General features: G+C 34.0%; 19 protein-coding genes and 2 tRNA genes. 12 read left to right on the top strand and 9 right to left on the bottom strand.

Annotation, left to right across the window (positions count from 1 at the left end; translation table 11 throughout):
* Window position 1: 1 nt before the first annotated feature.
* The 4 genes from VB264_RS06670 to pheT all read left to right on the top strand — a co-directional run bounded on the left by VB264_RS06670 (window position 2) and on the right by pheT (window position 7,963).
* The gene (locus tag VB264_RS06670) at window positions 2-1,996 is read left to right on the top strand and encodes a DUF3857 domain-containing protein (protein WP_323247841.1); all 1,995 of its coding nucleotides are present in this window, start codon (window positions 2-4) and stop codon (window positions 1,994-1,996) included.
* A 4-nt stretch (window positions 1,997-2,000) separates the two neighbouring features.
* Window positions 2,001-3,908: a DUF3857 domain-containing protein gene (locus tag VB264_RS06665; protein ID WP_323247839.1), complete on the top strand. Its 1,908-nt coding sequence runs from the start codon at window positions 2,001-2,003 to the stop codon at window positions 3,906-3,908.
* A gap of 109 nt (window positions 3,909-4,017) precedes the next feature.
* Window positions 4,018-5,370: a S41 family peptidase gene (locus VB264_RS06660; protein ID WP_323247837.1), complete on the top strand. Its 1,353-nt coding sequence runs from the start codon at window positions 4,018-4,020 to the stop codon at window positions 5,368-5,370.
* A 166-nt stretch (window positions 5,371-5,536) separates the two neighbouring features.
* Entirely contained in the window at window positions 5,537-7,963 is a 2,427-nt protein-coding gene (pheT, locus tag VB264_RS06655) for a phenylalanine--tRNA ligase subunit beta (RefSeq protein ID WP_323247835.1), read from the top strand.
* Window positions 7,964-8,237: 274 nt separating this feature from the next.
* Here pheT and VB264_RS06650 read toward each other — a convergent pair whose 3' ends face one another.
* Together VB264_RS06650 and VB264_RS06645 are read right to left on the bottom strand one after the other, a co-directional pair.
* Window positions 8,238-9,167 (bottom strand): phosphatase domain-containing protein, encoded by a 930-nt coding sequence (locus VB264_RS06650; protein ID WP_323247833.1) that lies wholly within the window; start codon window positions 9,165-9,167, stop codon window positions 8,238-8,240.
* Between the two features lie 7 nt (window positions 9,168-9,174).
* The gene (locus tag VB264_RS06645) at window positions 9,175-10,209 is read right to left on the bottom strand and encodes a DNA polymerase beta superfamily protein (protein WP_323247831.1); all 1,035 of its coding nucleotides are present in this window, start codon (window positions 10,207-10,209) and stop codon (window positions 9,175-9,177) included.
* A gap of 521 nt (window positions 10,210-10,730) precedes the next feature.
* On the opposite strand from VB264_RS06645, the gene ffh reads away from it, so the two are divergent.
* Complete coding sequence (gene ffh / locus VB264_RS06640) at window positions 10,731-12,065, top strand: signal recognition particle protein (RefSeq protein ID WP_323247829.1); 1,335 nt, start codon at window positions 10,731-10,733, stop codon at window positions 12,063-12,065.
* Between the two features lie 146 nt (window positions 12,066-12,211).
* On the opposite strand, the gene VB264_RS06635 is transcribed toward ffh, so the two are convergent.
* Together VB264_RS06635 and VB264_RS06630 are read right to left on the bottom strand one after the other, a co-directional pair.
* A tRNA-Val gene (locus VB264_RS06635) sits at window positions 12,212-12,289 on the bottom strand.
* An 18-nt stretch (window positions 12,290-12,307) separates the two neighbouring features.
* Window positions 12,308-12,385, bottom strand: a tRNA-Val gene (locus VB264_RS06630).
* A gap of 344 nt (window positions 12,386-12,729) precedes the next feature.
* Between VB264_RS06630 and VB264_RS06625 the strand changes: the two genes are divergently transcribed.
* Window positions 12,730-13,503 (top strand): TerC family protein, encoded by a 774-nt coding sequence (locus tag VB264_RS06625; RefSeq protein WP_323247827.1) that lies wholly within the window; start codon window positions 12,730-12,732, stop codon window positions 13,501-13,503.
* A gap of 124 nt (window positions 13,504-13,627) precedes the next feature.
* Here the strand turns inward: VB264_RS06625 and VB264_RS06620 are convergent, their stop codons facing one another.
* The 3 genes from VB264_RS06620 to gldG form a co-directional block, all read right to left on the bottom strand.
* Window positions 13,628-14,083 carry a thioredoxin family protein gene (locus VB264_RS06620; RefSeq protein WP_323247825.1) on the bottom strand — a complete coding sequence of 152 codons (456 nt, stop codon included), beginning with the start codon at window positions 14,081-14,083 and terminating at the stop codon, window positions 13,628-13,630.
* A gap of 180 nt (window positions 14,084-14,263) precedes the next feature.
* Window positions 14,264-15,388, bottom strand: a complete 1,125-nt coding sequence (gene dnaN / locus VB264_RS06615; protein WP_309912046.1) for a DNA polymerase III subunit beta — start codon at window positions 15,386-15,388, stop codon at window positions 14,264-14,266.
* A 177-nt stretch (window positions 15,389-15,565) separates the two neighbouring features.
* A complete protein-coding gene (gldG, locus tag VB264_RS06610; RefSeq protein ID WP_323247823.1) occupies window positions 15,566-17,230 on the bottom strand; it encodes a gliding motility-associated ABC transporter substrate-binding protein GldG in 1,665 nt (554 codons plus the stop codon).
* 241 nt (window positions 17,231-17,471) lie between these two features.
* Here gldG and VB264_RS06605 point away from each other — a divergent pair, with 241 nt between their 5' ends.
* From VB264_RS06605 to VB264_RS06585, 5 genes are all read left to right on the top strand, one after another.
* Window positions 17,472-17,837: a LytR/AlgR family response regulator transcription factor gene (locus tag VB264_RS06605; protein ID WP_323247821.1), complete on the top strand. Its 366-nt coding sequence runs from the start codon at window positions 17,472-17,474 to the stop codon at window positions 17,835-17,837.
* A 434-nt stretch (window positions 17,838-18,271) separates the two neighbouring features.
* The gene (locus VB264_RS06600) at window positions 18,272-18,673 is read left to right on the top strand and encodes a sugar 3,4-ketoisomerase (protein ID WP_323247819.1); all 402 of its coding nucleotides are present in this window, start codon (window positions 18,272-18,274) and stop codon (window positions 18,671-18,673) included.
* The gene (locus VB264_RS06595; protein WP_323247817.1) at window positions 18,654-19,742 is read left to right on the top strand and encodes a DegT/DnrJ/EryC1/StrS family aminotransferase; all 1,089 of its coding nucleotides are present in this window, start codon (window positions 18,654-18,656) and stop codon (window positions 19,740-19,742) included. Before VB264_RS06600 ends, VB264_RS06595 begins: the two co-directional genes overlap by 20 nt.
* Before the next feature lie 11 nt (window positions 19,743-19,753).
* Window positions 19,754-20,656, top strand: a complete 903-nt coding sequence (locus VB264_RS06590) for a glycosyltransferase family 2 protein (protein WP_323247815.1) — start codon at window positions 19,754-19,756, stop codon at window positions 20,654-20,656.
* Window positions 20,646-21,416, top strand: coding sequence for a class I SAM-dependent DNA methyltransferase (locus VB264_RS06585; protein WP_323247813.1), 771 nt, complete (start codon window positions 20,646-20,648; stop codon window positions 21,414-21,416). Before VB264_RS06590 ends, VB264_RS06585 begins: the two co-directional genes overlap by 11 nt.
* A 126-nt stretch (window positions 21,417-21,542) precedes the next feature.
* On the opposite strand, the gene VB264_RS06580 is transcribed toward VB264_RS06585, so the two are convergent.
* Window positions 21,543-22,439: a YitT family protein gene (locus VB264_RS06580; protein WP_323247811.1), complete on the bottom strand. Its 897-nt coding sequence runs from the start codon at window positions 22,437-22,439 to the stop codon at window positions 21,543-21,545.
* Window positions 22,440-22,729: 290 nt separating this feature from the next.
* Window positions 22,730-24,226, bottom strand: coding sequence for a glycine--tRNA ligase (locus tag VB264_RS06575; RefSeq protein ID WP_323247809.1), 1,497 nt, complete (start codon window positions 24,224-24,226; stop codon window positions 22,730-22,732).
* 301 nt (window positions 24,227-24,527) lie between these two features.
* Here VB264_RS06575 and VB264_RS06570 point away from each other — a divergent pair, with 301 nt between their 5' ends.
* Window positions 24,528-26,423 carry an outer membrane protein assembly factor BamB family protein gene (locus tag VB264_RS06570; RefSeq protein ID WP_323247807.1) on the top strand — a complete coding sequence of 632 codons (1,896 nt, stop codon included), beginning with the start codon at window positions 24,528-24,530 and terminating at the stop codon, window positions 26,421-26,423.
* The last annotated feature ends 34 nt before the right edge of the window (window positions 26,424-26,457 follow it).

Below are 26,457 nucleotides of genomic sequence, written 5' to 3'. Positions count from 1 at the left end.
CATGATTGACCAACACTTAAAAGTTGTGAGAAAACCACTATTTTTTTTATTGCTACTATTAACTTTTGCTAGCTATGCCCAAAACAGCCCCATCAAATTTGGTAAAATAGATATTGCTGATTTGCAAAGTAAAAGCTATGATAAAGATACCGCTGCTGAGGCCGTAGTCCTTTGTGATTTCGGAACCCATGATTATACCTTTCAAGGGGAAAATTTGAAAGTAATTTTTACAAGACATAGAAGAATTAAAATCCTCAAGAAATCTGGCTATGATTGGGCTACCCATTCATTCGGACTAAGTAGTGCTAAAAATAGTAGTGCTAAAGAGTACGCCACTAATATTAAAGGAGCTACCTACAACCTTGTCAATGGCAAAATTGAAGTGACGAAGCTAGAGAAAGAATCTATCTTTCTAGAAAAGAAAAATGAATATTATAGTATTAAAAAGATTACATTACCCAATGTAAAAGAAGGGTCTATTATAGAGTTTTCTTATATCATTGAATCTGATTTTGACACCGAAGTTCGTCCTTGGGAATTTCAAAGAAGTATTCCTACAGTTTGGAGTGAATACCAAGTAAAAGTGCCTGAATTTTATCAATTTCAAGTAATAACGCAAGGATATCAGCCCTTCCTTGTTGCAAGCAATACGCAAGAATCAATAAATCTTGGTGCGGGCGTAGGAACAATCAACGCCACATATTACAGATTTGTTCAAAAAGATGTGCCAGCATTAAGAGAAGAACCTTATATCACAACCATTGATGACTACCGAACACAAGTAGAGTTTGAGATTTCAGCATATACGCCAAGAGGTGGAATTCACAAGAATTTTTCATCAACATGGAATGACTTTTCTAAAACTTTAAATGAATATGAACGCTTCGGCAGATTATTAAATAAAGGAGGATTTTTGAAAGATGTTGCAGCTACTATAAAGTTGACTGCTAAGGATAGCCTATCAAAAATACAAGCAGCATACGACTACGTTTCAAAAAATATGACATGGAACCAAAACGAAAGCTTTTTGGCTACCAGTAACTTGAAAAAAGCCTTTGAAACGAAAACAGGTAATGTTGCTGATATAAATTTGATGCTGATTGTTTTATTGAGAGAATTAGATATAGAAGCTGACCCTGTTGTGATGAGTACTAGAACTAATGGGAGAGTGTTGGACCATTATGTACTAGAGCGAAAATTCAATTATGTGATTGCTGCGGTTGCTTATCAAGGAAAATGGCTACTAATAGATGCTACTGAGCCAATGATGTCTTTGGGTATTTTACCAATACGTTGTTTGAATGGACAAGGGCGTTTAATTAATGGTGATTCGGGTGACTGGGTGAAGTTGGAAAGTAATGATAGACTAGCCAAAACTGTGATAGCCAATTTGGAGATTACCCCTGAGGGACAATTACAGGGACAGTTAAGCATAAACCACATGGGATATTTAGCCCATGATGAAAGGGTAAGTGTTGTAAAAGAAACTAAAGCAAAGTACATAGAAAATCTAAAGAAAAAACATTCAGCTTGGGAGATAAAGACTGTTGATATCGAAGATGAAAAAGATATTACCAGACCCCTACAAATAAAATTAGACCTTAATATTACTGAAGGTGTAGGGGTAGCGGGGGAAAGAATTTACATTAGTCCAATGATTGGACAAGGAGAAGATAAGAACCCTTTTACTACGCTTGAGCGGAAATATCCAGTGGATTTTGCTGCCTTGATTGAAGATAATTTTATTGCTACCTATCAAATCCCGAAAGGATATGTCATTGAGGAAATACCTAAAAGTATGAAAGTGAATTTACCAGAAGACTCTGGGAGATTTACATTTTTAGTGGGCAAAGCCGAAGACAGGATTTCTATTTCTAGTAAAATACAATTAAAGAAAACTATGTATTATGCTGAAGAATATGAATTGTTGAAGAGGTTCTTCGACCAAATTATTGCAAAACACGCCGAACAAATTGTTTTAAAGAAAGCTCAATAAAATGATGAAATCATTCATAATAAGTTCGCTACTATTCATTGCTACGCTGAGTAATTCTTTTGCTCAGAATACTTGGACGGTGGCCAGTATTCCTGCTGAATTAAAGGAAAAGGCTCATGCTGTCATCAGAAATAGTGAAACAGTTTTTATCGTAAAAAACTTAGGTGAAGCCATAGAAAAACAGCATACAGTTATTACAATCCTTGATGAACAAGGATTGGCTTATGCCTCTATGAATTTATTTTATAATAAACTTCAAAAAGTGAACAATTTTGAAGGGGTATTGTATGATAGTAATGGAGAGAAAGTAAAGAAACTCAAGAAAGATGATATTCAAGACGGAAGTGCGAACGGTAACGGAACACTTTTTGGTGATAATCGCTATAAACACGCTGAATTTCGATATGCTCTTTTCCCTTTTACAGTAGAGTTTATTACGGAGACACTTAATAAAAATTTGCTCTTTTATCCAATGTGGTTCCCGCAAGAAGATGAGGAAAATGTAACAGTTGAACAATCTTCATTGAAAATACAAATGCCAACAGGTATGCCATTGCGTTATAAAAGCATTAATGGGATGGCTGAACCTACTGTGGAAAACAAGCCAGAAGGTACTACTTATAATTGGCAAGTAAAGGGGATGAAAGTTTATGAAAATGAAACATATTCGCCTAAATGGACACGCTATGGAAAAGGAGTATTAACCGCTCCGAATGAATTTGAGGTGGAGGGCTTTAAGGGAAGTTTGAAAACTTGGAAAGACATCGGATTGTTTGATAACACTTTGTGCGAAGGAAGAGATATTTTACCTGAAAATATTCAACAGGAAGTAAAACAATTGGTAGCCAATATTACTGACCCTAAGCTAAAGGTTAAGAAAATATATGAATATTTACAGTCTAAAACCCGATATATTTCTATCCAATTGGGTATTGGTGGGTGGCAACCATTTGAAGCTAGTTATGTAGCTGAAAAAGGCTATGGCGATTGTAAGGCACTCTCCAACTATACAAAGGCATTATTGAAAAATGTAGGGATAGAATCATTTTATGCTTCTATTAGAGGAGGTAGTAATGAAAGAGATATTCAGACAGACTTTCCGTCTCAGCAATTCAATCATGTAATTGTTTGTGTACCTATGAAAACGGATACTATATGGTTAGAATGTACTTCACAAGATAATGCTTTTGGCTATTTGTCTGATTTTACCAGTGATAGATACGCTTTGTTGGCAACACCAGAAGGAGGAAAGTTAGTCCACACCCCTGTTTATAAGGCAAAAGATAACCAGCAAAATAGAAATATAAAGGTAACTTTAGCTGAAGATGGCAATGCTACTGCCGAGGCAGTTACAGAATATACAGGGCTGTTATCGGATGATTATGTGGAGATTAAAAATCTATCAAGTCGGGATGAACAACAAAAACAGCTTTATAAAAGTATTAGCGTACCAAGTTTTGAATTGAATGATTTTTCTATACAAGATAAAAAAAGCATGATACCTGTGGCAACGGTAAAGCTAAATTTGAATGTTAGAAAATGTGCTTCCAAAAGTGGGACAAGGTTGTTTTTAACGCCAAACTTGATGTCGATAACTCATATTATTCCACCCGCTTTAGATAAGCCACGCCAAACAGAAATAGTACTAAAAACGGCCTATACTGAAACAGATTCAGTATTATATCAATTACCTAAAAATGTAGCACTAGAGTTTAAGCCAGAAGGGGTAAAGTTTGAAAATAAATTTGGTTCTTATCAATCAGAATTTCAAATGAAAGATGGAAGCTTATTATATATTAGAAGGTTTGTTAGAAATCATGGAAAGTTTCCTGCTGTGAGTTACGCTGAATTTGTTGAATTCTACAAGAAAGTAAGCAAAGCAGATAGAACACAAGTAGTATTGAAACTTTAACTTTTGCTAAAAATTTAAGTTGCCTAAATGACGAATTCAATCTTAAGCTATTATCCAATAATTTAAGATTGAATTCGTTCTGTATTTTGAGGAATTAAACTTTATTTATATGCTTCATAAAACTAAAAACATAGCAATTGTTGGATTGCTTTTTACGATTACTTGGTTCTCATCCTGCAAGAAAACAGAGGACAATGTCATTAATAATGCTACAAAAGATGTAAGGGATAGCGTTTATGCTATTTCACAGGAATTGTACCTCTGGAATACGAATTTACCTGGTTCAGCTATATTTAACCCGACGAGCTATCCAACCGCTGATTCGGTGATGAGGAAAATAAGAACTTATAGCCCTTTTGTAAATGGTAAATATCAGGATAGATGGAGCTTTGCCATTGAAAAATCGGTATGGGATAATTACGTAAGCGGGAATAGTACTGATGCTGGCATACAGTATGCCTTTGTGAGTGCTACAGACTTAAGAGTTAAATTAGTATATTCACAGTCTCCAGGGGGATTATTGGGTATAAAACGTGGTTGGCAGGTATTAAAAATTAATGGAATTGATGCTATTAGTGCTAATATTAATCAATTAAATACAGAGCTTGCCAAAAGTACTCAAACGACAGTTTTTCTTAAACCAGATGGTACACAACAAACACTAACGCTTACTGCGGCGGCTTATAAATCAGACTACGTAATAAACCCGAAAGTGTTTTCTGTAAATGGTGTCAATGTAGGTTATTTTGATTTTGATTCTTTTTTAGGAGATGCAATTAATGGTAAAACGGCGCAATCTACGCTTAATGTATTAGACCAAACATTTGCTGATTTCAAGTCAAAAAATGTAACAGAATTAATTTTAGATTTGAGATACAATGGAGGAGGCTACGGGTTAGTGTCTAATTATTTAGGAAATTTAATTGCTCCTGCCACTGCAATTGGTAAAGTATTTGCCAAAACCGAACATAATAGCAATTATACACAATACAACAGCACTGATTATTTTACTAATGCTACTAATGGCTTGAAATTAAGTAAAATAGTAATCATTGTGAATAAAGGAACGGCGTCGGCAAGTGAAGAATTAATAAATGCTTTAAAACCAGTTATGACTGTTAAATTGATAGGAAATACGACTCATGGCAAACCCGTAGGCTATTATGCTATTCCTACGATGGACTATTATGCTTTTCCTGTCGCTTTTAGAAATGTTAATTCAGCAGGTACGGGTGATTTTTACGAAGGTTTTGCGGTAGATAAAGTTCAAACGGATGATTTTACTAAAGACTTAGGTGATGCAAATGAAGCTTGCTTGAAATCTGCTTTAGAATATTACAGAACAGGTGTATTACAATCTACTTCACAATCAGCCAGAATCAGTGCTGAAATAGAACAATGGAATACAGCAATAACAAAAGACCGCCTAAAACTAACAGTTTATGATTTACCCAAAAAGTAAAATCATACGTGTTTTCAGGTCTTCATAATAAAAATCTTTACCCCACAAGATGCAAGCAATCTTGTGGGGTTTATTTATGTCTTCTATTTTTTGTTTAACTTTGTATTTCCGAGAAATTTTTAAAAGAAAACAATTCTCAATCACGAAATCTTACATTGCATTTAGAATGAAAATCTCCCTTAATTGGCTTAAACAATTTGTAGAAATAACAGAGTCGGCTCAAGAATTAGATAGTCTCTTAACTGGAACGGGCTTAGAAGTAGAATCCATCGAGCGTCACGAAGCAATTTTGGGCGGTTTAGAAGGTTTTGTAGTAGGTGAAGTACTTACTTGCGAACGATTTATGGTGAAAGAAAAGCAACTAAGTTTAACCACTGTTGATATTGGTGCTGAAACACCTTCGCAAATTGTTTGTGGGGCGGCTAATGTAGATGCCGGACAAAAAGTAATTGTAGCAACAGTAGGTACTACACTTTATGACCATGCCAAAGGAGTAGAGATTTTTAAAATTACTAGTAAAAAAACCTACGGACATCTTTCAGAAGGGATGATTTGTGCAGAAGATGAATTAGGAATTGGTACTTCGCATGATGGTATTTTGATATTGGATACTGATTTACCAAACGGTACGCCTGCTACTCAATACTTTAATTTAGAAGCAGATTTGTTAATCGAAATTGGACTAACGCCCAACCGTGCAGACGCTGCATCGCACTGGGGAGTAGCACGTGATATTAAAGCTAAAACGGGTCGTGCTATTACTTTGCCTTCCATAGAAGCTTTTAAAGTAGATAATACTAATTTCCCGATAGAATTAATCGTAGAAGACCCTGAGGCTTGTCCACGTTTTTGTGGTGTTACGATTGATGGCGTAAAAGTGCAGGAGTCACCAGAATGGTTGCGTAAATCATTAGAAACAATAGGCTTGCGTTCAATTAATAATATTGTAGATATTACCAATTACATCTGTCATGGCTTGGGGCAACCAATGCATGCTTATGATTGGAATGCTATTGCTGGTCAGCAAGTAATTGTAAAAACACTTCCAGCAGGTACTAAATTTACCACGCTTGATGAAGTAGAACGCACATTGGGCGAAACCGATTTGATGGTTTGTAATGGCGATGAACCAATGGGTATCGCAGGTGTTTTTGGTGGAACAAAGTCTGGTATTAAGCCTGAAACTACCCGTGTTTATTTAGAGGTAGCCTATTTCAACCCAGCTTCTGTGAGAAAGACTGCACAGCGTCATGCTTTGAAAACAGATGCTTCGTTCCGTTTTGAACGTGGTACTGACCCGAATGCTAAATTATATGCATTAAAGTATGCTGCCTTGTTGATTCAAGAATTAGCTGGTGGCGTAGTTGCTTCGGAAGTAAGTGATTTTTATCCAAATCCAATTGCAGATTTTACGATTCCAGTTTTATACAAAAACGTAAACCGTTTGATTGGTAAAACATTGGATACAAGCTTGGTAAAATCTATTCTTGAATCGTTAGATATTCAGATTCAAGGAGAAGATGAAAATGGTTTTACAGCCATTGTGCCACCTTATCGTGTAGACGTTACACGTGAAGCTGATATTATCGAAGAGGTACTAAGAATCTATGGTTTTGAAAATGTAGAGTTGTCAGAAAATTTGGGTACTGAATTTTTATCTGGCTTCCCTCAGAAAGATAGAGAACAATTGCAGTTAAAAATCTCTCAGGTTTTAGCCGCAAATGGTTTTAACGAAATCATTACAAACTCTTTAACAAAACCTGCTTATTCAGCGTTGGTTAAGGCTGATTTGCCAAATGATGATGTTGAAATCTTGAATAAATTATCAGAAGATTTAGGCGTGATGCGTCAGACGATGGTATTTTCTGGACTAGAAGTATTAGCCCATAATATCAATCGCCGTCAGAAAGATTTAAAAGTGTTTGATTTTGGTAAAACCTATCACAAAATCAATGACAAATACGTTGAAAAACGCCATTTAGCATTGTACGTGACAGGAAATACCGAAAATGAAACATGGCAATTGAAATCGCAAAAAGTAGCTTTTCATACTTTGGCAAGTGCTGTAAATAAAGTGTTGGGTAGTTTAGGTTTCAAAAACTTAGATACAAAACCATTAGAAGGCACTGCTACTTTTGAATATGGGATAAGCTATCTATTGAATAAAAAAGAAGTAGCCAAAGTAGGATTAGTAAAACCAAGCGTAGCTAAAAAAGCAGAGGTAAAACAACACGTTTTCTTTGCTGATTTTGACTGGGATTATTTGTTCAAACAATATAACGACAAAGCTGCTTTTGTAGAATTACCAAAATTCCCAGAAGTACGTCGTGACCTTTCATTAGTGATTGATAAAACAGTTACTTTTGACCAAATTCAAAAGTTGGCACGTAATTACGAGAAAAACTTGTTGCGTCAGATTAATGTTTTTGATGTATATCAAGGCGAGAATTTAGGAGCAGATAAAAAGTCATATTCAGTAAGCTTTATTCTTCAAGATTACGAACAGACATTGACTGATAAAGTAATTGATAAAACTATGGAAAAACTAATGGCAGCTTTTGAAAAAGAAATCGGAGCGGTGATTAGAAAATAATTATTATATTATCCTCATAAACATGAGTCATCCCGAATTTTCTCATAAATCAGTAAATTTTAAAAGATTTCAGAGATTTTTGGATTTATACTCGACCTTACTTTTTGCCTTGATGCAAAAAGTAACAAAAAAATCAAGAATTCCTAAACTCGCTATCGCTCAAACAGTAGGAATTCGTTGTTCATCAATCAAAAAAAAGCGGTCGAGATTAGTTTTTCGACCGCTTTTTTATGATTTTAAAATTCGGGATGACTCATGTTTTTGTTTTAAACGATTAAAAGTTTCCATAGTTTACTTGTAAACAAGCCAAGCCTAGTTCGTTTCTCCATAAGTCAACGATTTGATTACGGTCGTCTAAAACGAATTCTACGAAAAAAACATTTTTGATATACTGCTCATAAAACTCTTTCTTAATTTCCGCATCTTTACGACTATCACCTGTTTTTCTCATGTAAAGGGCATCATATTGAATCCGATTATAATGTAACCAATTAATCGTTTGACTTTTTGCATTGTCTTCTCTACCAGATATCAAGATGATTTTTGACCCTTTTTGGTAATAGGTTTTCGATATTGCTGCAATAGGCTCATTCAATAAATCTGTTTCGCAGCTTTTTGAATCATAAGGACTTCTATCATGAATAATGGCTAAAGTACCATCTAAGTCACAAATGATAGCGGGTGGTAATGTCTCGTCTTGTACTTCATAAAATGGCCCACGTTCTCTAGCACTTGATTTTGATGGTTTTATGGTGTCGGTAGTTGTGTCATTTTGTTTCAACATATATTGATGATAAAACTTCATAATTACTTCGCGACCTACCTTTTTCTCTCTTCTTTCATCTCGAATAATACATTCCTCTAAAGAAGTATCAAATTCTTTAAACTCTATGGTTACTTTTTTGCCAGTCTCTTTTACATATTTTTGTGCAACTTCACGAATCGTTTCTATGGATTTTTCTGAAAGGTTTGTATCGTCTAGCACCACATTTTTGCCTTCTTTCAATGCTTCCATAAGCATCACATTGCGAACAGTATCCACAAATTTTTCATTATCTAGTGAATACACCGAATTATCTAACATGTCTCTTAACTCATCTTTGTTAAGTCTTTTCCATGTACCCTTATTGTCTTTAATTAACTTTCGTGCGAAAGTGGATTTTCCACTCGCTGGTAAGCCTCTTAATATTAATATTTTCTTCATAAAATCGCTATAAATTTACTGCCTCTCTTACCGCTAGTAATAGCGAATTGACAAAAGGTATTTCTACATCATCTGGTAACGTAGATATATCATAAAGTTGGTGTAACTGTTGAATGTCATACTCTGTATTTTCTATAAAAGCATCCAAATTAATTTCTCCATGCCTTATTTTTAACAGTTCTTTAGCATTTGGCCGTCGAACATTAATTGTTCCTTCTGTCGCAATTTCACGGGCAATATCTAATAATCTTCGGCAATGCAAGAGGTTTTTACCATCTATTTGTTGCCCATGATTGTTTATATCAACATATCTTTGGGTATTTCTATTGGTCAGCCATTCATTATACTGGTTGTATTCTCGGCAATGAGCTGAATATCCTTCCTGATTATAATATAAAATAGTCACTGGTTGTTCTCCTTGTGGAATAGAAGATAATTTTAATGCATTTCCTTTTTCAGTTACAATGCCATGATATCCTAAAGTATTCTGAGCATCATAATACAAAGAAAAACAATCTTTAAAATGGTTTAAAGCAACTAATCCACACTGGTTTTCAAGAAGTTGATTAATACCTAAGTACGTTAATAATGAAATAGTTTTACCGTTTTCGTACACATAACAAAAATCGTAAGGAGACTTTCTCTTTACTTTATCATGTTCCCAATTCATCTTTTTTTGTAAGCCTCTAGCTTTTTTTATTTGTGCAATAGCATAGCCTCCAAAAGAATGTAAACATTTTTTTGTCAGGAATTTATCTCTTTCACGAATGATTAAATCGAAAGCAGGATGTTTTTCAATGATACAATCTTTGGGCATAAACAACAACTCCAACATTGTTGGGTTGGCAGATTGAAGTAATTGTAAATATCGCCTCACTTCATAATAACATTCATCTTTATTTACATCAATTTGTTCAAGATAGTTAAACCCAATCAGTTCTTTGGTCGATTGGGCATATACGCCTTTATAATCAATATCTGAATTTACTGTATTGGTGCCATAGGCTTGGCTACCTACTATAGTTTTAAATAGTATGTTCATTTGCGATAAACTATTTATTACTTTTCAGAAAAAAATAGTTGTTTTGATGGGTCTAATACTTGGCTGAGTAAAATAAACAATTTTATTGAATTGATTATGTCAATACTTGATTTATCATAAATTAGAAACCCTTAAGGAGAATCTACTTGAAGCAATGACAAGTTTTTTAACGATACAAAGTTGAATAGCTAATACGCAAGGTATTTGCGTAGATGAAATTATTTTAAAACTATTTAGATTTGATTTTTGAAAGCCTTGATTCACATACAACATACATAAATCATTCTCTACTGTTTTATTAAGAATTTTGTACCTTTGTATTGTAACTCAAAATTGTAGAGAAATGACTTGTCACAAAAATAAATCTGAGATAAAAAGATCTTTAGATGTTGGATTAGTTTTGATTATGAAAAAATACAAATCGTTCTGAAAAAAGTTTAGGAGTGTCAATAATGACTAAACTTTGTAAAAATTAATTTTGAGCAAAATCATACAAGAAAAATTAGAAGCAATAGATAAAAATGTTTGAGAATTTAAGCAGTAAAATAACCACCGCAATGCGTACCCTGAAAGGTAAGGGACGTATCACGGATGTCAATGTAGCAAGTACTGTCAAGGAAATCCGCAAGGCTTTGATGGATGCCGACGTTAACTATAAAGTAGCTAAAGAAATCACTGACCGTATCAAGGAAGAAGCAATGGGACAAAAAATCCTTATTGCCGTTGACCCTGGACAGATGTTGGTGAAAATTGTGCATGAAGAGCTCGTTAAATTAATGGGTTCGTCGGTACAGGCTATTAATTTAAAGCCAGACCCAGCCGTTATTTTAATTGCAGGTTTACAAGGTTCTGGAAAGACTACTTTCTCTGGTAAATTAGCACAATACCTTAAAAAGAGTGGTAGAAATGTGTTGTTAGTTGCTTGTGATATTTATCGTCCTGCGGCTATCGACCAATTGAAAGTATTAGGAGAGCAAGTAGGCGTAGATGTATATGCTGAACCTGAGAATAAAAACGCCGTTGAGATTGCCCAAAATGCCATTTCTTATGGACGAAAAATGGGTAAAAGAGTAATCATTGTCGATACTGCTGGTCGTTTGGCAGTAGATGAAGCAATGATGAATGAAATTGCAGCGGTTAAAGATGCTATCAAACCTTCAGAAATCCTTTTTGTAGTGGATTCGATGACGGGGCAAGATGCTGTAAATACAGCTAAAACATTTAACGAACGCCTGAATTTTGATGGTGTTGTCTTGACTAAATTAGATGGTGATGCTCGTGGTGGTGCGGCGCTTTCTATTCGTCATATTGTAGATAAACCAATCAAGTTTATTTCTACAGGCGAGAAAATGGATGCTCTTGATCAATTCTATCCTGATCGTATGGCGAGCCGTATCTTGGGTATGGGTGACGTACTTTCTTTGGTTGAAAGAGCACAAAATGCTTTTGATGAAGAAGAATCTGAACGTATCAACAAGAAAATTCGTCAGAACCAATTTAGTTTTGAAGATTTCTATTCGCAGTTACAGCAAATCAAGAAAATGGGTAATCTCAAAGACTTGATGGGTATGGTTCCGGGAATGTCGCAAGCGGTGAAAGACGTAGATATTCCAGACGATGCGTTTAAATCTATCGAAGCCATCATTCAATCGATGACACCAAAGGAACGCCAGAAACCAGAGCTTTTAGATATGTCTCGTAAAAAGCGTATTGCGGCTGGTTCGGGTACATCTGTCACTGAGATTAATAATTTAATCAAACAGTTTGATGGAATGCGTAAAATGATGAGAATGATGAACAATGTGCAAGATGGCAAAATGAAAATGCCTAACATGGCAAATATGATGCGTAAATAGCGCTCAGCTTTGAGTAATTAGCTTTGAGCCTTATCAAACAAAAAGGGTTAAGAAGATTTGTCTTTTTAACCCTTTTTGTTTGATATCAATATGAAACAAATAAAAAAGCCCTAACATTTCAAAATGTTAAGGCTTGTCTTGTTTGATGGTGGTCCCACTAGGATTCGAACCTAGGACCCCCTGCTTGTAAGGCAGGTGCTCTGAACCAGCTGAGCTATGAAACCGAGATTGTTGTTGTAATTTGGTGGTCCCACTAGGATTCGAACCTAGGACCCCCTGCTTGTAAGGCAGGTGCTCTGAACCAGCTGAGCTATGAAACCAAATCCCTTTCTTTTAAGGTGGTGCAAAATTACGCTTTATTTCCTTACTGTGCAAATCTCAACAAAGAAAAAATCAATACTTTTTTGTAAAAAATGATAAGTGTTTTATTATCAATAAGTTAAATTATAAGAAATTTTCTATATTTTTCTAGAATTCTCATTCAAGTATATACCATCTTCAAAACCATCATAAATGATGCTAAAAGCAAAGCTAGGTGCATAAAACATTCATGCTATTTTTGATATAAGTTGTAAATGATTTTAACCTTTCATAACAATTGAGGTTTTGTTTATTGGCTAAACTGAATAAATTTGTGTAATCAAAATATTTAAACCAAAACAAAATGTCAGAATTATTTACAGCAGGGGGTATTATAAGCTTACTTACACTTACTTTTTTAGAAATCGTTCTAGGAATAGATAACATCATTTTTATTTCAATTGCAGCGAATAAATTAGCAAAGAAAAACCAAGCAAAAGCTAGAAATATAGGTTTATTATTAGCAATGCTTTTTAGAATTACCTTATTGTTTGGTATTTCATTCATTATTTCATTACAACAACCTTTTACTTACATCCAATTAGGTTGGTTTAATGCGGGGATTTCTGGACAGAGCTTAATCTTATTTGTCGGAGGATTATTTTTACTATTTAAAGCTACTTCCGAGATTCATGAGAAACTTGAAGTAGGTGAGGAGCATGATGTAACAGTACCTAAAGGTTCAGCAGCGGATAAATTAACGGCTGTAGTGCTTCAAATTGCGCTGATTAACATCGTATTCTCAATAGACTCTATCCTTACTGCGATTGGTTTAACTCATAATTTACCAATTATGATTATTTCAGTAGTGCTGTCAATTGCTATTATGATGGGCTTTTCTGGTCCAGTTGGTGATTTTGTAAACCGTCATCCTTCTATTCAAATGTTAGGGATGGCATTTTTGATTATGATTGGCTTTATGCTAATCGCTCAGTCTGCTCATGATGCTAACGTTTCTTTATTTGGCTCAGAAGTAGGTGAGGTACCAAAAGGATATTTATACTTTGCTATTGCCTTCTCATTATTGGTGGAAGTATTGAATATTAAAATGAGGACAAAACAAGAAGTTGTTAAATAAATTTTACCCTATCAACCTATTCATCAGAATAGCGCAATAGATTTTATAAGCGTTTCAGTGACCAATAAAAAAGCCGTGACTTTGTTTGATACAAAATCACGGCTTTTTTATTTTCTCAAAAATATTACTTTACAAATTTTTTCGCTTGTGCTAAAATTACATTGGCAGCATTCGGAATAGGGTTAGGAACACCTACCATAATCGTTTTAGGCTTACCGTTGCTATCAATAAAATAAATTGATGGGTATGCATCTACAGGATATTTTTGAGCAACTGCTGGACCTTCACCATTCTCATAATCCATTGCTACACAAATATATTTTTGGTTCATGTAATCTCCCAAAGCTTTATCAGTAAATACTTGGTTTTTCAAAATTTTGCATGGCCCACACCAAGTAGTGTAGCAATCCATCATAATCATTTTGTTTTCCTTTTTGGCTTTAGCTAAAGCTTGTTTAAAAGTACCTTTGAAAAATTGAATGCCTGTAGCAGCAACTGGGGCTTTTGAAAGATTTGGTTTAGCATTTACACCGATTGCAAAAAGGATTAATAAAGCAGATAAAATTCTAGTTTTTAACATTTTATTAAGATTGATTAAGTTTGATACAAAACGTTTAAATTGGTTACAATAGTTTAACCGATGAATAATTCTTTAACTGTTAATTGAATAACAAAGTTTGTCGTTAACAATCATTAACATTTTAAAACTAAAAAGGCGTAAGAATAAAACTCTCACGCCTTTTTTCGATTATATTTTTAATTATGCATAAGTATTAAGCATAACTGGCATTACTAACATTAAAATATCTTCGTCAGCTTTTTTGTCAGCAGGAATAATCAAACCAGCACGGTTTGGCTGAGACATTTCTAGCGAAATCATGTTTGAAGTAAGGTTGCCCAACATCTCAATCATGAATTTAGCATTAAAACCAATTTCCATTTCATCACCTTCATAATCACACATTAATCTTTCATTAGCTTCATTAGAATAATCCAAATCCTCAGCCGAAATCACTAAATCGTTATTTGATAGTTTTAAACGAATTTGATGAGTTGTTTTGTTTGAATAAATTGAAATACGTTTCAAAGAACCTAAAAACTCAGAACGGTTGATTGTCAAAACATTTGGATTGTTTTTAGGAATAGCATTTTCATAATCAGGGAAACGCTCGTCGATTAAACGACAAATCATTCTCACATTATTGAAACTGAAAAAAGCATTTGATGTACTAAAATCTGAAGTAACAGTAGTATCATCAGAAGGCAATGATGATTTCAATAAATTCAATGCTTTACGAGGAATAATCATCGTAGAATCATACTCAGACTTTACATCGCTTCTTTTATAGCGAATCAAACGGTGACCGTCTGTTGCTACAAAATTGGTATATTCAGGTGACAGTTGTACATAAACGCCTGTCATTGCTGGACGTAAGTCATCGTTTGAAACAGCAAAAATAGTATTTGAAATGGCTGCACTTAGTACTTCAGCAGATATTTGTACTGACAAACTCTTTGTCACTTGAGGCACTTTAGGGAAATCGATTGGATTCTCGCCTGATAGCTTATAACGACCATTTTCGGTGATGATTTCAGTACCAAAAGTGTCTTTATCAACTTTAAACGTAATTGGCTGATCTGGTAACCCTCTGAGAGTATCCAACAATAAACGAGCAGGAATAGCGATTGCTCCGTTGTCTGAAGATTCAATTGCTAGCGTCGTAATCATTACCGTCTGTAAATCAGAAGCAGTCACTGTCAGTTGAGTTTGATCAATTTGGAATAAGAAGTTTTCCAAAATAGGTACAATCGGATTATTAGCAATAACGCCATTAACTGTCGATAGTTGTTTCAATAAAACTGATGAGGATACGACGAATTTCATTATCTTGAGGAATATTTTTAGTTGAGAATGACTATTACATTATCAAAACGCATCGGGTTTTGATATTGAGTACTTTATTTTTAAAAATTACTACAAAACTACGAATAAGCCCCGACTTTTAATTATTTTTCACCAAAATTCGCTAAGAAGAAAGTTTTTTTTGCAGTTAAAAATATATTATCGCGTATATTTTCTTTGTCTCCAAAAGTTTCTGGCAAGCCCAAGAACCACTAAAATGATTACTGGAACAATTAAATTGATTGATTGCCAATAAGTTCTTTCATCTTGCAAAGCAGCTTTGTCTAACGGTCTTAGTTTAATTTCTTTGTTTCGGGCTACTATTACGCCATTATCATCCAATAAATAATCAATAGCATTTAATACAAAATCTTTGTTGGCAAATGTATTGCCAGAGTATTTATCAAAACCAAGGGGTAGGGGAGCATTGTGTTTTTGATCAAAATCATTCACAGGAATGTCTCCATCTGAACAAACGATTATTTTAGAATCCTTACCCTCTGCTTTAAAGGTAGCAAAACGAGGGTCGCTAGGCAAAATTCTATTTTTGAATAAAGACTCGAACTTACCTTCAAGCAATATCCCCACAGTTTGAACACCCCCTTTGTATTGATTCGCATTCAAATCTTTACTAGCGAAATTATAGCTCATAATCGCAGGAGCGTGCAATAACTGCGTATATTGAGATGTCATCAACAATGGTACTTTAGTAATGCCATCGGCACGAACGGTATCTAATGAACCTACATATTTAGTATAAATTGCATCCAAATTTCTGACAATAGGCGATTTGCCAAAAGTATTGATTAAAGGGTAATATTGCCATTGAACAAGCTGAATATTAGACCGGTCGCCAAAGTTCCCAATGTCCAAAGGAATAGCAGCACTCATCTGGGCATCCTTAATTAAATTAGGATTTAAACGAACACCATATTTAAACAATAAATCTTCTAGGCCAAGATTTTGAATTTGAGCCATGTTCCCTTCGCGAGCGACAGAATCCACCTTTACTGCATCAACAAAGAAAACCGCCTTGCCTCCGTTCATAATAAATTGGTCAATTTTGTATTTATCATCATCGTTGAAAAGCTGGTCAGGCTTTAATACAAAAATAGCATCTAAGCCATCCAACGTAGGTGAATTTCTTAAATCCACAGGATATAATTCATAATTGGGTTTTAAAGCACCAATTAAGTCTAGCTGATTGACCGCAGGAAGCGATGTATAATTAATAAAAAATCCAATTTTCTTTTTTTGAGTAGCTGTTACTCTTTTAATAGCAGAAGCTAACTGATACTCAACCCCTTCGTAAGACTGGTTCAAAATTTCTTGTGGAGAGGATAATTTATTCCCTTTTAATAATAAAGTAGCGATTTCTTTACCTTTATAAGTGATAATTGCACCGGGTAGAATCAAACTTTGCGTTTTTTTCCCATCTTCATTATTATAGACATTGGTAGGAGTAATTCCCTTTTTAGCGATAGCCGCTATTCTCTCGTTTCTTGTTTTCTCGTCTCTATATTCAGCATTCAAATCAACAAAGGTGTATTTCACGTTTGAACCACCATAAATCCTAAATTCATCCAGCGTCTCTTTAACAGCATTTTCTAAGCGCTTAAAACCAGCAGGAATACCTTTTCCTGTTAAATATACTTTTATATATACTTCATCATCAAGGTTTTGTAATAAATTCTTGGTAGCATCAGCAATCGTATACCGTTTTTCTTGGGTTAAATCTAACCTAAGAAAGAAATGGCTAGCCAATAGATTAATGCCAATTACTGCTATAAAAATGATTATAAATTGAATGCTTTTATTTTTCATTTAATTTTTAGAAAATTTTCTTCTCACTGTTTTTGTTAAGACAGACTGAAATGTATTGATGTTTTATACAAGCTTACAAAATTAGTATTAATCTTTTATTAATTCATTTTAAACGAAGGTTGAAACAAAACGGTATTCATAAATAAAAAAATAAAAGATTTTGTTACCATCATAACGCCTTTCTACGACTAAACAGACAGGAACTTGAATAGTTTTTCTAACCACCAACTATAGATAGCGTATGTCACTTTTAATACCTCGCCCAAAAATACAACTAACCGTTGATTTAAAAAGAAAGATATTCATAGGAATAGATAGGATAATTATGTTGGAAGCCAGCGGGAATTATACCCTAATACACTTGAAGGATGGAACGAATTCCTTGTTTGCAAAGTGTATTAATGCCTTTGAAGATGAATTGAATGCTCAAGGATTTTTAAGAGTACACAAGTCATACATCATTAATCCTAAATACGTTGTGAAATATATTAGTAAAGATAATACCATCATCATGGACAACAATTTGTATGCACCTATTGCCAGAAGGAAAATGAATATGATTAAATCCTCCTCTATCAGAAAAATTGTGGGGAAATATACCAAGTAAAAAAACTCTAAATCTATATATTATATTTTTATTAAGCAGTAGTCCTTTTGATTGGATTACTGCTTTCTTATGTCTGGTAGAAAGTAACGTAACAAGGCACTAAACTAAATAAATCAACTATTTTTTGTTTACCCTCTTTTAAAGAGACACTATAATACCCTTTGAAATATGAATTTTGGTATCGATTTCGTTATTAAATTGATAGCCTGATTTTGGAAAATTAAGTTTTGGGGTTTATCTTTGAAGTAACTGCTTTTAGGTATAAAAAAATAAATTTTATACCAACAATGAAAACCGTTTTTAGTTTATTTTAAACTAAAAACAATTATCACATCACATTTATCCAATTCAGAATATTATTAATCAAATCATCAATGCAATTGGATTTTATTCTACATAATTTCCGATGACTTTTGGTGGAAAACAAAATTTCAATGAGTAAATTTCTTGAATTACAATGTTTTGATTCTGAATCAGGCTCTCTAACCGTTTTTGAAAAGCATCTTCCTGGCAGTATAAAAAGGGTTTTTTATATTCACTGTGGAGAAGGCAAGGTGAGGGGTGGGCACCGCCATAAAAAAACTTGGCAGGCAATTACCTGTTTGACAGGTACTTGTAGAATTTATATTAATGATGGGAAGAGCGAAAAAGAATATTTTTTAAGTTCCCCTAATCAGTGCATCATCCTTGAACCTGAGGATTGGCACATTATGGATTCTTTTTCTGAGTCATGTATTCTATTAGTTTTAGCCAACGAGCTATACGATGCTAGTGATTATATCGACGAACCTTATGAAATAATACAACAAAAAGAAAATGCAAATACCTTTTCTTAATTTAAAGGCCATAAACAAGCCTTTTGAGCTGGAAATCAAAGAAGTTTTTGATGAAGTTTTAGAGAAGGGATGGTATATACTAGGAGAGAAGGGAAGGGCTTTTGAAGAAGCCTTTGCTCAGTTTTGTAACGTAAAATATTGTTTGGGCGTTGCAAATGGCTTGGATGCTTTAACAATCATCCTTAAAGCTTGTGCCTTTCCTCTGGAAGCAGAAATTTTAGTTGCCTCTAATACTTATATTGCTACTATTCTAGCCATTAAACATGCTGGCTATGTTCCCGTTTTAGTAGAACCTTCTTTGGAAACTTATTTAATTGACTCAGCTAACATTGAGCAAAAAATAACATCCAAAACAAGTGCTATTCTGGTTACGCATCTCTACGGAAAATGCTGTGATATGCAGGCGATTAATCTGATAGCAAAAAAGCATCATCTACGTGTATTTGAAGATGCCGCACAGGCTCATGGGGCTAAATACAAGGAAAAACTAGCAGGAAATTTATCAGATGGTGCTGGATTTAGTTTTTATCCTTCTAAAAACTTAGGAGCACTGGGCGATGCTGGCGCTATTACAACCAACGATGATGCGTTGGCTGAAAAAATAATGGCTTTAAGAAATTATGGATCCAGCAAAAAATACGTATTTGATTATCAAGGAATAAATAGCAGACTAGATGAGATTCAGGCAGCAATATTAAGCTTGAAACTACGAAAATTGGAAGAGGATAATCATTACAGACGAAAAATAGCTTCTTTATACCTCAATAATATCAAGAATGACAAAATAATATTGCCCCCTAATGATACGCTTGAGGATGATGTATGGCATTTGTTTGTCATACGGACAACCCAAAGAGACGATTTTGTAAAATATATGTTATCTAAAGGAATAGGTACTGATATTCATTATCCTATCCCGCCGCATCAGCAAAAAGCTTTTACCGAATGGAATCGAGTATCATTGCCTATCTCAGAAAAAATACATAAAGAGGTTGTTAGTATCCCTCTAAACATCTCATTGACTGAAAACGAAATCACATATATCATTGAAACTATAAATATTTTCTAATCCCATTTTTTATGTTATTATCGGTTGTCATTCCAGTTTACAAAGGTGCAAAGACCATTGGTAAATTGATTGAAAAACTTCATGAAGAATTAAATCAATACGACTTTGAAATTGTGTTAGTCAACGACGGTAGCCCCGACAACTCAGAGCATGTGTGCTTAGAATTATCCAAAAAATACAGCAATGTTACGTTTGTTTCGCTCAGAAAAAACTTTGGAGAATTCAATGCTGTAATGTGTGGTTTAAACCATGTTAGAGGCGAATATGCTGTGATGATTGATGATGATTTCCAAAATCCGCCCTCCGAAATTATTAAGCTACTAGAAGAAGCTCAAAAAACAGGACTTGAAGTAATTTATACATATTATTCAGACAAAAAACATAGTATTTTTAGAAACTTTGGAAGTTGGTTGGTGAATCAATTAGCAACCCATCTATTAAATAAACCCAAAGGGCTCTATCTTTCAAGTTTTAAATTAATCAAGAAAGATATTGTAGATGAAATTTGTCAGTACAAAGGTCCATTTCCTTATATCGATGGCATTATTTTTAGCGTAGTTTCCCAAGTAGGCAGTGTGCATGTGGAACATTCAGAAAGAGAAGAAGGACATTCTAATTATACCTTTAGTAAACTATCAGTACTTTTTCTGACAATCATTTTTGGTTACTCAATCCTACCTGCTAGGTTTATTTTACTCTCAGGCTTTTTCCTTATTGTGGTTTCGCTATTACTTTTTGGATTAGATATATGGGGCATATTGTCTGAATATTCCATAACAGTTTTTATGTTTTTTGGAGGAATACAATTAATGTCATTGGGCATTATTGGAGAATACATGGGTAGAATGTTCTTAACACAAAACAATTATCCACAATATTCAGTAAAATATAAAGTACTAAACTATGCTAAATAGTAGTGTTGAAGAATACAAAATGATGTATGATGCCGAAGAGAAACTTTGGTGGTATAGAATATTACATGAAAAAGTATTAGCTGAAATAGTCAAAAAATATCCTGACAATGACAATATCAGTATTTTGGATATTGGTTGTGGCACGGGGGGATTAATGAGTTTTTTGATAAAAAAAGGTTACCAAAATATTCAAGGGATAGACTATTCAGAGGCTGCCATTTTCTTTTGTAAAGAAAGAAAATTAAATGTACAAAAACTGAATATAGAAGATTTGAATGAGCTTGGTGTATTTAATAAATTTGACGTAATCGTTTGTAATGATGTGTTTTATTGTCTTGAGAGAGACTTAATCAACAAGACTTTTGAAACGATTTATTCTTTATTAAATACTGACGGAATATTTATTTCAAATAATAATGCTTTTGATGTTTTTTGGGGTACGCATGATATTGCAGTAGGAGGAAAGCACAGGTTTATTATTAACGATTTTGAAGTATTGATACCTCGACATTTACTAAAGATTGATTACTCTTCTTATTGGACATGGCTTTTGTCACCTTTAGTTCTCACAATAAGATTGAGTCAGCGATTTGGTATAAAATTAGGATTAATCAAAACCGATAATGTAGTTTCTGATGTAGAAGTCCCTTCCAATTTCGTGAATAATTGCTGTTATCAGTTAGTGAAATTTGAAGAAAAACTATTTTATAAAGGGTTCTTTGGGAGTTCTTTATTTATGAAAATATCAAAAAGGGTTTAACCTAGGACAGATTAAACCCTTTTTAATTCACTTGATGTTATTGAGTAATACATTTTCAATGTTATTTTTAATTCACTTGATATTATTGATTAATGTATTTTCAAATCCTCAAATTTTCAAATTATTTTAATGCAAAGGTAATTTTTTAATCATTCCACCTTTTACGTCATTGATGCTTTGCTGTATAATAAAAGCCGATTGATCAATATTGGCCACTTCATCGGTTAATTTTTGAATTTCTAATCGAGTAACGACTGTATAAATTATCTCTAAATCTTCGTTTAATTGCCCTCTCTTTCCAAATCCTCTTTTACCATTAAAAATGGTAACACCGCGTCCTAATTTTTCGATAATTACTTTTCTGACAGCCTCGCTATGTTCTGTGATGATGGTTACGCCTGTAAATTCTTCAAGACCATGAATTAAAAAATCAATGGTTTTTGATGCTCCCAAATAAGTAAGCATAGCATACATGGCTGTTTCTACGCTGATTAAAATTGCCGCTGCAGAGAAAATAATCACGTTGATAACAATGATAACGTCACCCACACTCAATACTGTTTTACGGCTAATAAACAAGGCTAAAACCTCTGTACCATCTAATACACAACCACCACGAATACATAGTCCAATGCCTGCACCCAAAAAGAAACCACCGAATACCGCAATCAAAAGCTTGTCTGTAGTGACAATCGGAAATGTAATGAAAGTCAAACTCAGTGCTAGTACTCCAATGGCTAATAAAGTTTTAAAAGCAAAAATTTTAGATACTTGCGTATAGGCCAACCATATAAAAGGCAGGTTGACTATGATAATTAATAAAGGCAAATTGATGTCTGTTAATATGTTGATTAACAGTGAAATACCCGTAACACCTCCGTCTAAGAAATCGTTTGGAAGTAAAAAGCCTTTAAGCCCAAAACTAGCTGATAGCACTCCAACTATTACAAGCAAAGCGTCTTTACCATATTGAAGTACTACGTTTTTTTGTTGTAAAGTGTTTTGTAGAATTGGTTGGGTCATAATTGTAAATGGGTTTAATGAGCAAATAATGCTTATGAAAAATACGAAGAAAACAACGAAAAATATTACTTGTTGCCAATTATTACTTACTGTAAAGTAGAATGTTTTGTGCTAAAAGAGAAACACAAGAGATGTATTCTGGAGTTGAAGTAAGAAGAGTTTAAAATCAGTTTCTTCATAGAAAATGTACCTACATAACGTATAGATATATTTTTTATTGTAGAATACCCAAATAAAAAAGGCTTCTGATTTCTCAAAAGCCTTTCAAAAGGTTGATTATTAGGCAATTATTATAATTGCTCAAATACTCTTTCCATGCTGATAGCATAGCCAATTTTGTCACGTAATTCAGCAATTTTCACTCTTTCTTGTTCCATTGAATCACGGTGACGAATCGTTACGGTTTCGTCTTCCATTGTTTGATAATCTACAGCAATGCAATAAGGCGTACCAATTAAATCTTGACGGGTATAACGTTTTCCGATAGCACCGCCATCATCATAAGTGGTATTAAACGAACGTTTTAATGAATGGAAAATTTCTTGTGCTTTTTCAGCTAATCCATCTTTTTTAACTAAAGGCAAAACAGCAGCTTTGATAGGAGCAACCGATGGATGGAATTTCAAATAAGTACGTTGTTTTTCAGCTTCGCCTTCACCCACGGTTTCTTCTGTATAAGCATTACAAAGGACAGCCAAGAACAGACGGTCGGCACCTACAGATGTTTCTACTACGTAAGGGATATAGTTTCCATAAGGTTTACCATTTTCGTCAAGGTCGGCATCAAAATACTGTTGTTTTTTCTTTGAAAGCGTTTGGTGAGCTGTTAAGTCAAAAGCTGTTCTTGAGTGAATACCTTCCATTTCTTTAAATCCGAAAGGAAATTGGTATTCAATATCCACGGCAGCATTGGCATAGTGAGCCAGCTTTTCGTGGTCGTGGAATTTTAATTTTTCAGCAGGAAGACCGATTGCTTGGTGGAATTTCAAACGAGTTTCTTTCCATGAATTATACCATTGCATTTCTGTACCAGGGCGACAGAAAAACTGCATCTCCATTTGTTCGAATTCACGCATACGGAAAATGAAGTTACGCGCAACGATTTCATTACGGAATGCTTTTCCGATTTGGGCAATACCAAACGGAATTTTCATACGACCAGACTTTTGAACATTCAAGAAGTTTACAAAAATTCCTTGTGCTGTTTCTGGACGAAGATAAATCAATGAAGCATCTTCTGAAACTGCACCTACTTGGGTAGAGAACATCAAATTGAATTGGCGTACTTCTGTCCAGTTGCTTGTACCAGATATTGGACATTTAATGTTTTCATCAATAATTAATTGACGAACGCCATCCAATTCACCAGCATCTAATAAACGTGCCATTTCTTGCAATAATGCTTTCCCTTTTTCAGGACTTCCCTCAGCTTCGTAAAATTCGGCTTTGGCTTCTAATAATTGGTCAGCACGATAACGTTTTTTAGAATCTTTGTTATCAATCATTGGGTCGTTGAAAGAATCAACGTGTCCTGAAGCCTTCCATGTAAGCGGGTGCATAAAAATGGCTGCGTCAATCCCAACAACATTATCGTTGAGCATCGTCATGGCTTTCCACCACAAAGTTTTAAGATTGTTTTTCAACTCTACACCGTTTTGACCATAATCATAAACGGCTTGTAGCCCATCATAAATTTCAGAAGAAGGAAATACAAAGCCATATTCTTTGGCATGCGAAATGATTTCTTTTAGCGTGGAAGCAGTATCTTGTTGTTTTTGTTCAGCCATGATTTTAATGATCAGTTAACGATTGCTCGTCAACTGTAATTAGCATTTTACTTGTTTTTTGTAAAAATATTAACAAAGTTATCAAATTTGCCTTGAATTGTCTGTTACGAAGTTTAGAATAATAATTTCAAAGTTAAATATTGATTTACATTTAGATTTTTTTAGGTTTTTATTTATATTTGTTTCTAAGTAGTATCTACACTTTAATATCATCTATTGTTTAAAACAATTAGGAGAGAATTGTGGAAAATACTACTCTAATCCCATAAATTTTCCTTAATATTTTAAACAACTACTACTAATGAAACAGTTTTTATCTGCTTTCCTACTTGTGCTATGCTCTTTTGGCACATTTGCCCAACGTTCATTCGACCACATTCTTCAAACAGAAGGTAACATTCAAGATTTAGTACAAAATGAAATTACTGGTATTATCGTCATTAAAGAAGGTTCTACTTTAAAAGGAATTGATGCAGAAAGTAAAAAAATCGTATGGACTTTAACCAAAGATGATTTTGGGGCAACTTCTGTAAAAGATATTTTGACAGACCCTGAATTTGGTAAATTTTTCAAAGAGAAAAAAGAACTAACGAGTGTTGCTAATAGTCCGTATGTAGAGGCTTTTATTAACTCTAAATACATGGTTGTCAATACTGAAAGCGGTAAAATAGTTTACAATTCTTCTAAAGAACCTTTCTTAGTTTTTCAATCTGACTTTATTCCTGAGTCTGACGAATATTTATTGACATTACAAAATGGCAATAGTGTATCGATTGCCTTATTGGATACCAAAACAGGAACATTGAAATGGAATTCAGTGGTAAGTAAAGAAAGGTCTTTTTTTAGTTTTTCTTTAAAGCAATCTATTAATACTAACATTGCTAGAATCAACGGAGAAACGATATACTATTTGCTTTATGGCAAATTGTATTCTTTTAATAAAACGACGGGTAAATTGAATTGGACTGGTCAAGAAGAATATACCAAGTTTTTTCCTACACAAAACGATAAAAATATCGTAGTAGTAAATAGCAAAGGTTTGATGTCTTCTAAAGAATATTTGAATGTACTGAATACAGAAACAGGAAAGAGTATTTGGGAGGAGTCAATCAAGACAAAGAAAATAGTATATTTAGAAGACTGGGGTACAAAGTTATTGATTGCTCATAATAGTGGATTTAACTTTTTTGATTTGAAGACGGGTGAAAAAATCTGGAAAAAGGATGCTCGAGGTGATGGTTTAAAGCGTGTTATTCCTATTGATAAAGACTTCCTTTATGTAGCTGAAAACGAAATGATGTTGATAAATAAAGAAGGAGAAAAACTTTGGAAGAGCTTTATTGAAATTGCTGATGAAAAAGAAGATCCTATTTATTACTTAGGTAAAGTTGGTGATAAAGTAATGTATTTGACGGGTACTTATGGTAACATGGTGGATTACAAAAGTGGACGTAAACTATGGAAAAGAAACATCAAATTCAATGAAAAAAGACCTGTTTTACCATATTATGATGAAGCTGCCAACGCCTATATCGTTTATAATGACGAAAAGCTGTATAAGTTTGACCCATCAATAGCAGACAAACCAGAACCTTTTGCAGAAGTTAACATCAAAAATGAAAAAGAGCTAAATAGTATAGAACTGTTCCCTTGGGGTGTTGTTTTGTCAGGCCCAGTAGAGGTAATGGGTGTAGGACTAGATGGTAAAGTGAAATATCATAAAGTATATAAACAACCAGGCGAAGGCAACAGACAGTTGATTAAAGGAGCTTCAATGGTAGGTAGCTTCGCACTTGGAGTTAACTCTGCTAAAAATGTGTTAGAAGGAGGGGAAATTAGAATGTATCAGCGCGATGAAAATGGCGTTTTGAGAGACCTTGGGGTTGTTAGAGAAGCTGATAAGGGCAAAATGGCAATGGCGGATGCATCAGCAATGGGTGCAGGTGCTTTAAATCAATTGGCATCAAGATATGGATCTCGTTTTAAAGCTATGAAACAAAACAGAGACTTCTCGTATATTTATGCTAAAGAAGAAACTGGTGAGAAAGTATTGGTAAAAGTAAGAAAGACTGACGGAGTAGAAGTAGATAAATTGATTTTCAAAAACGATAGACCAGTTTATGAAATTGACCCTGCTACTCAAAATGTATTCTATATTTTGAATAATACGGTACAGATTTTTGATGCTAAAAAATAAACCAATAAACAAGAGAGTCCATCAAAATAAGTTT

The organism is Arcicella aquatica (assembly GCF_034928825.1).
GTDB lineage: Bacteria > Bacteroidota > Bacteroidia > Cytophagales > Spirosomataceae > Arcicella > Arcicella aquatica.
The sequence above is the reverse complement of the archived record's forward strand: the minus strand, read 5'-3'. Positions and strand labels throughout refer to the sequence as shown.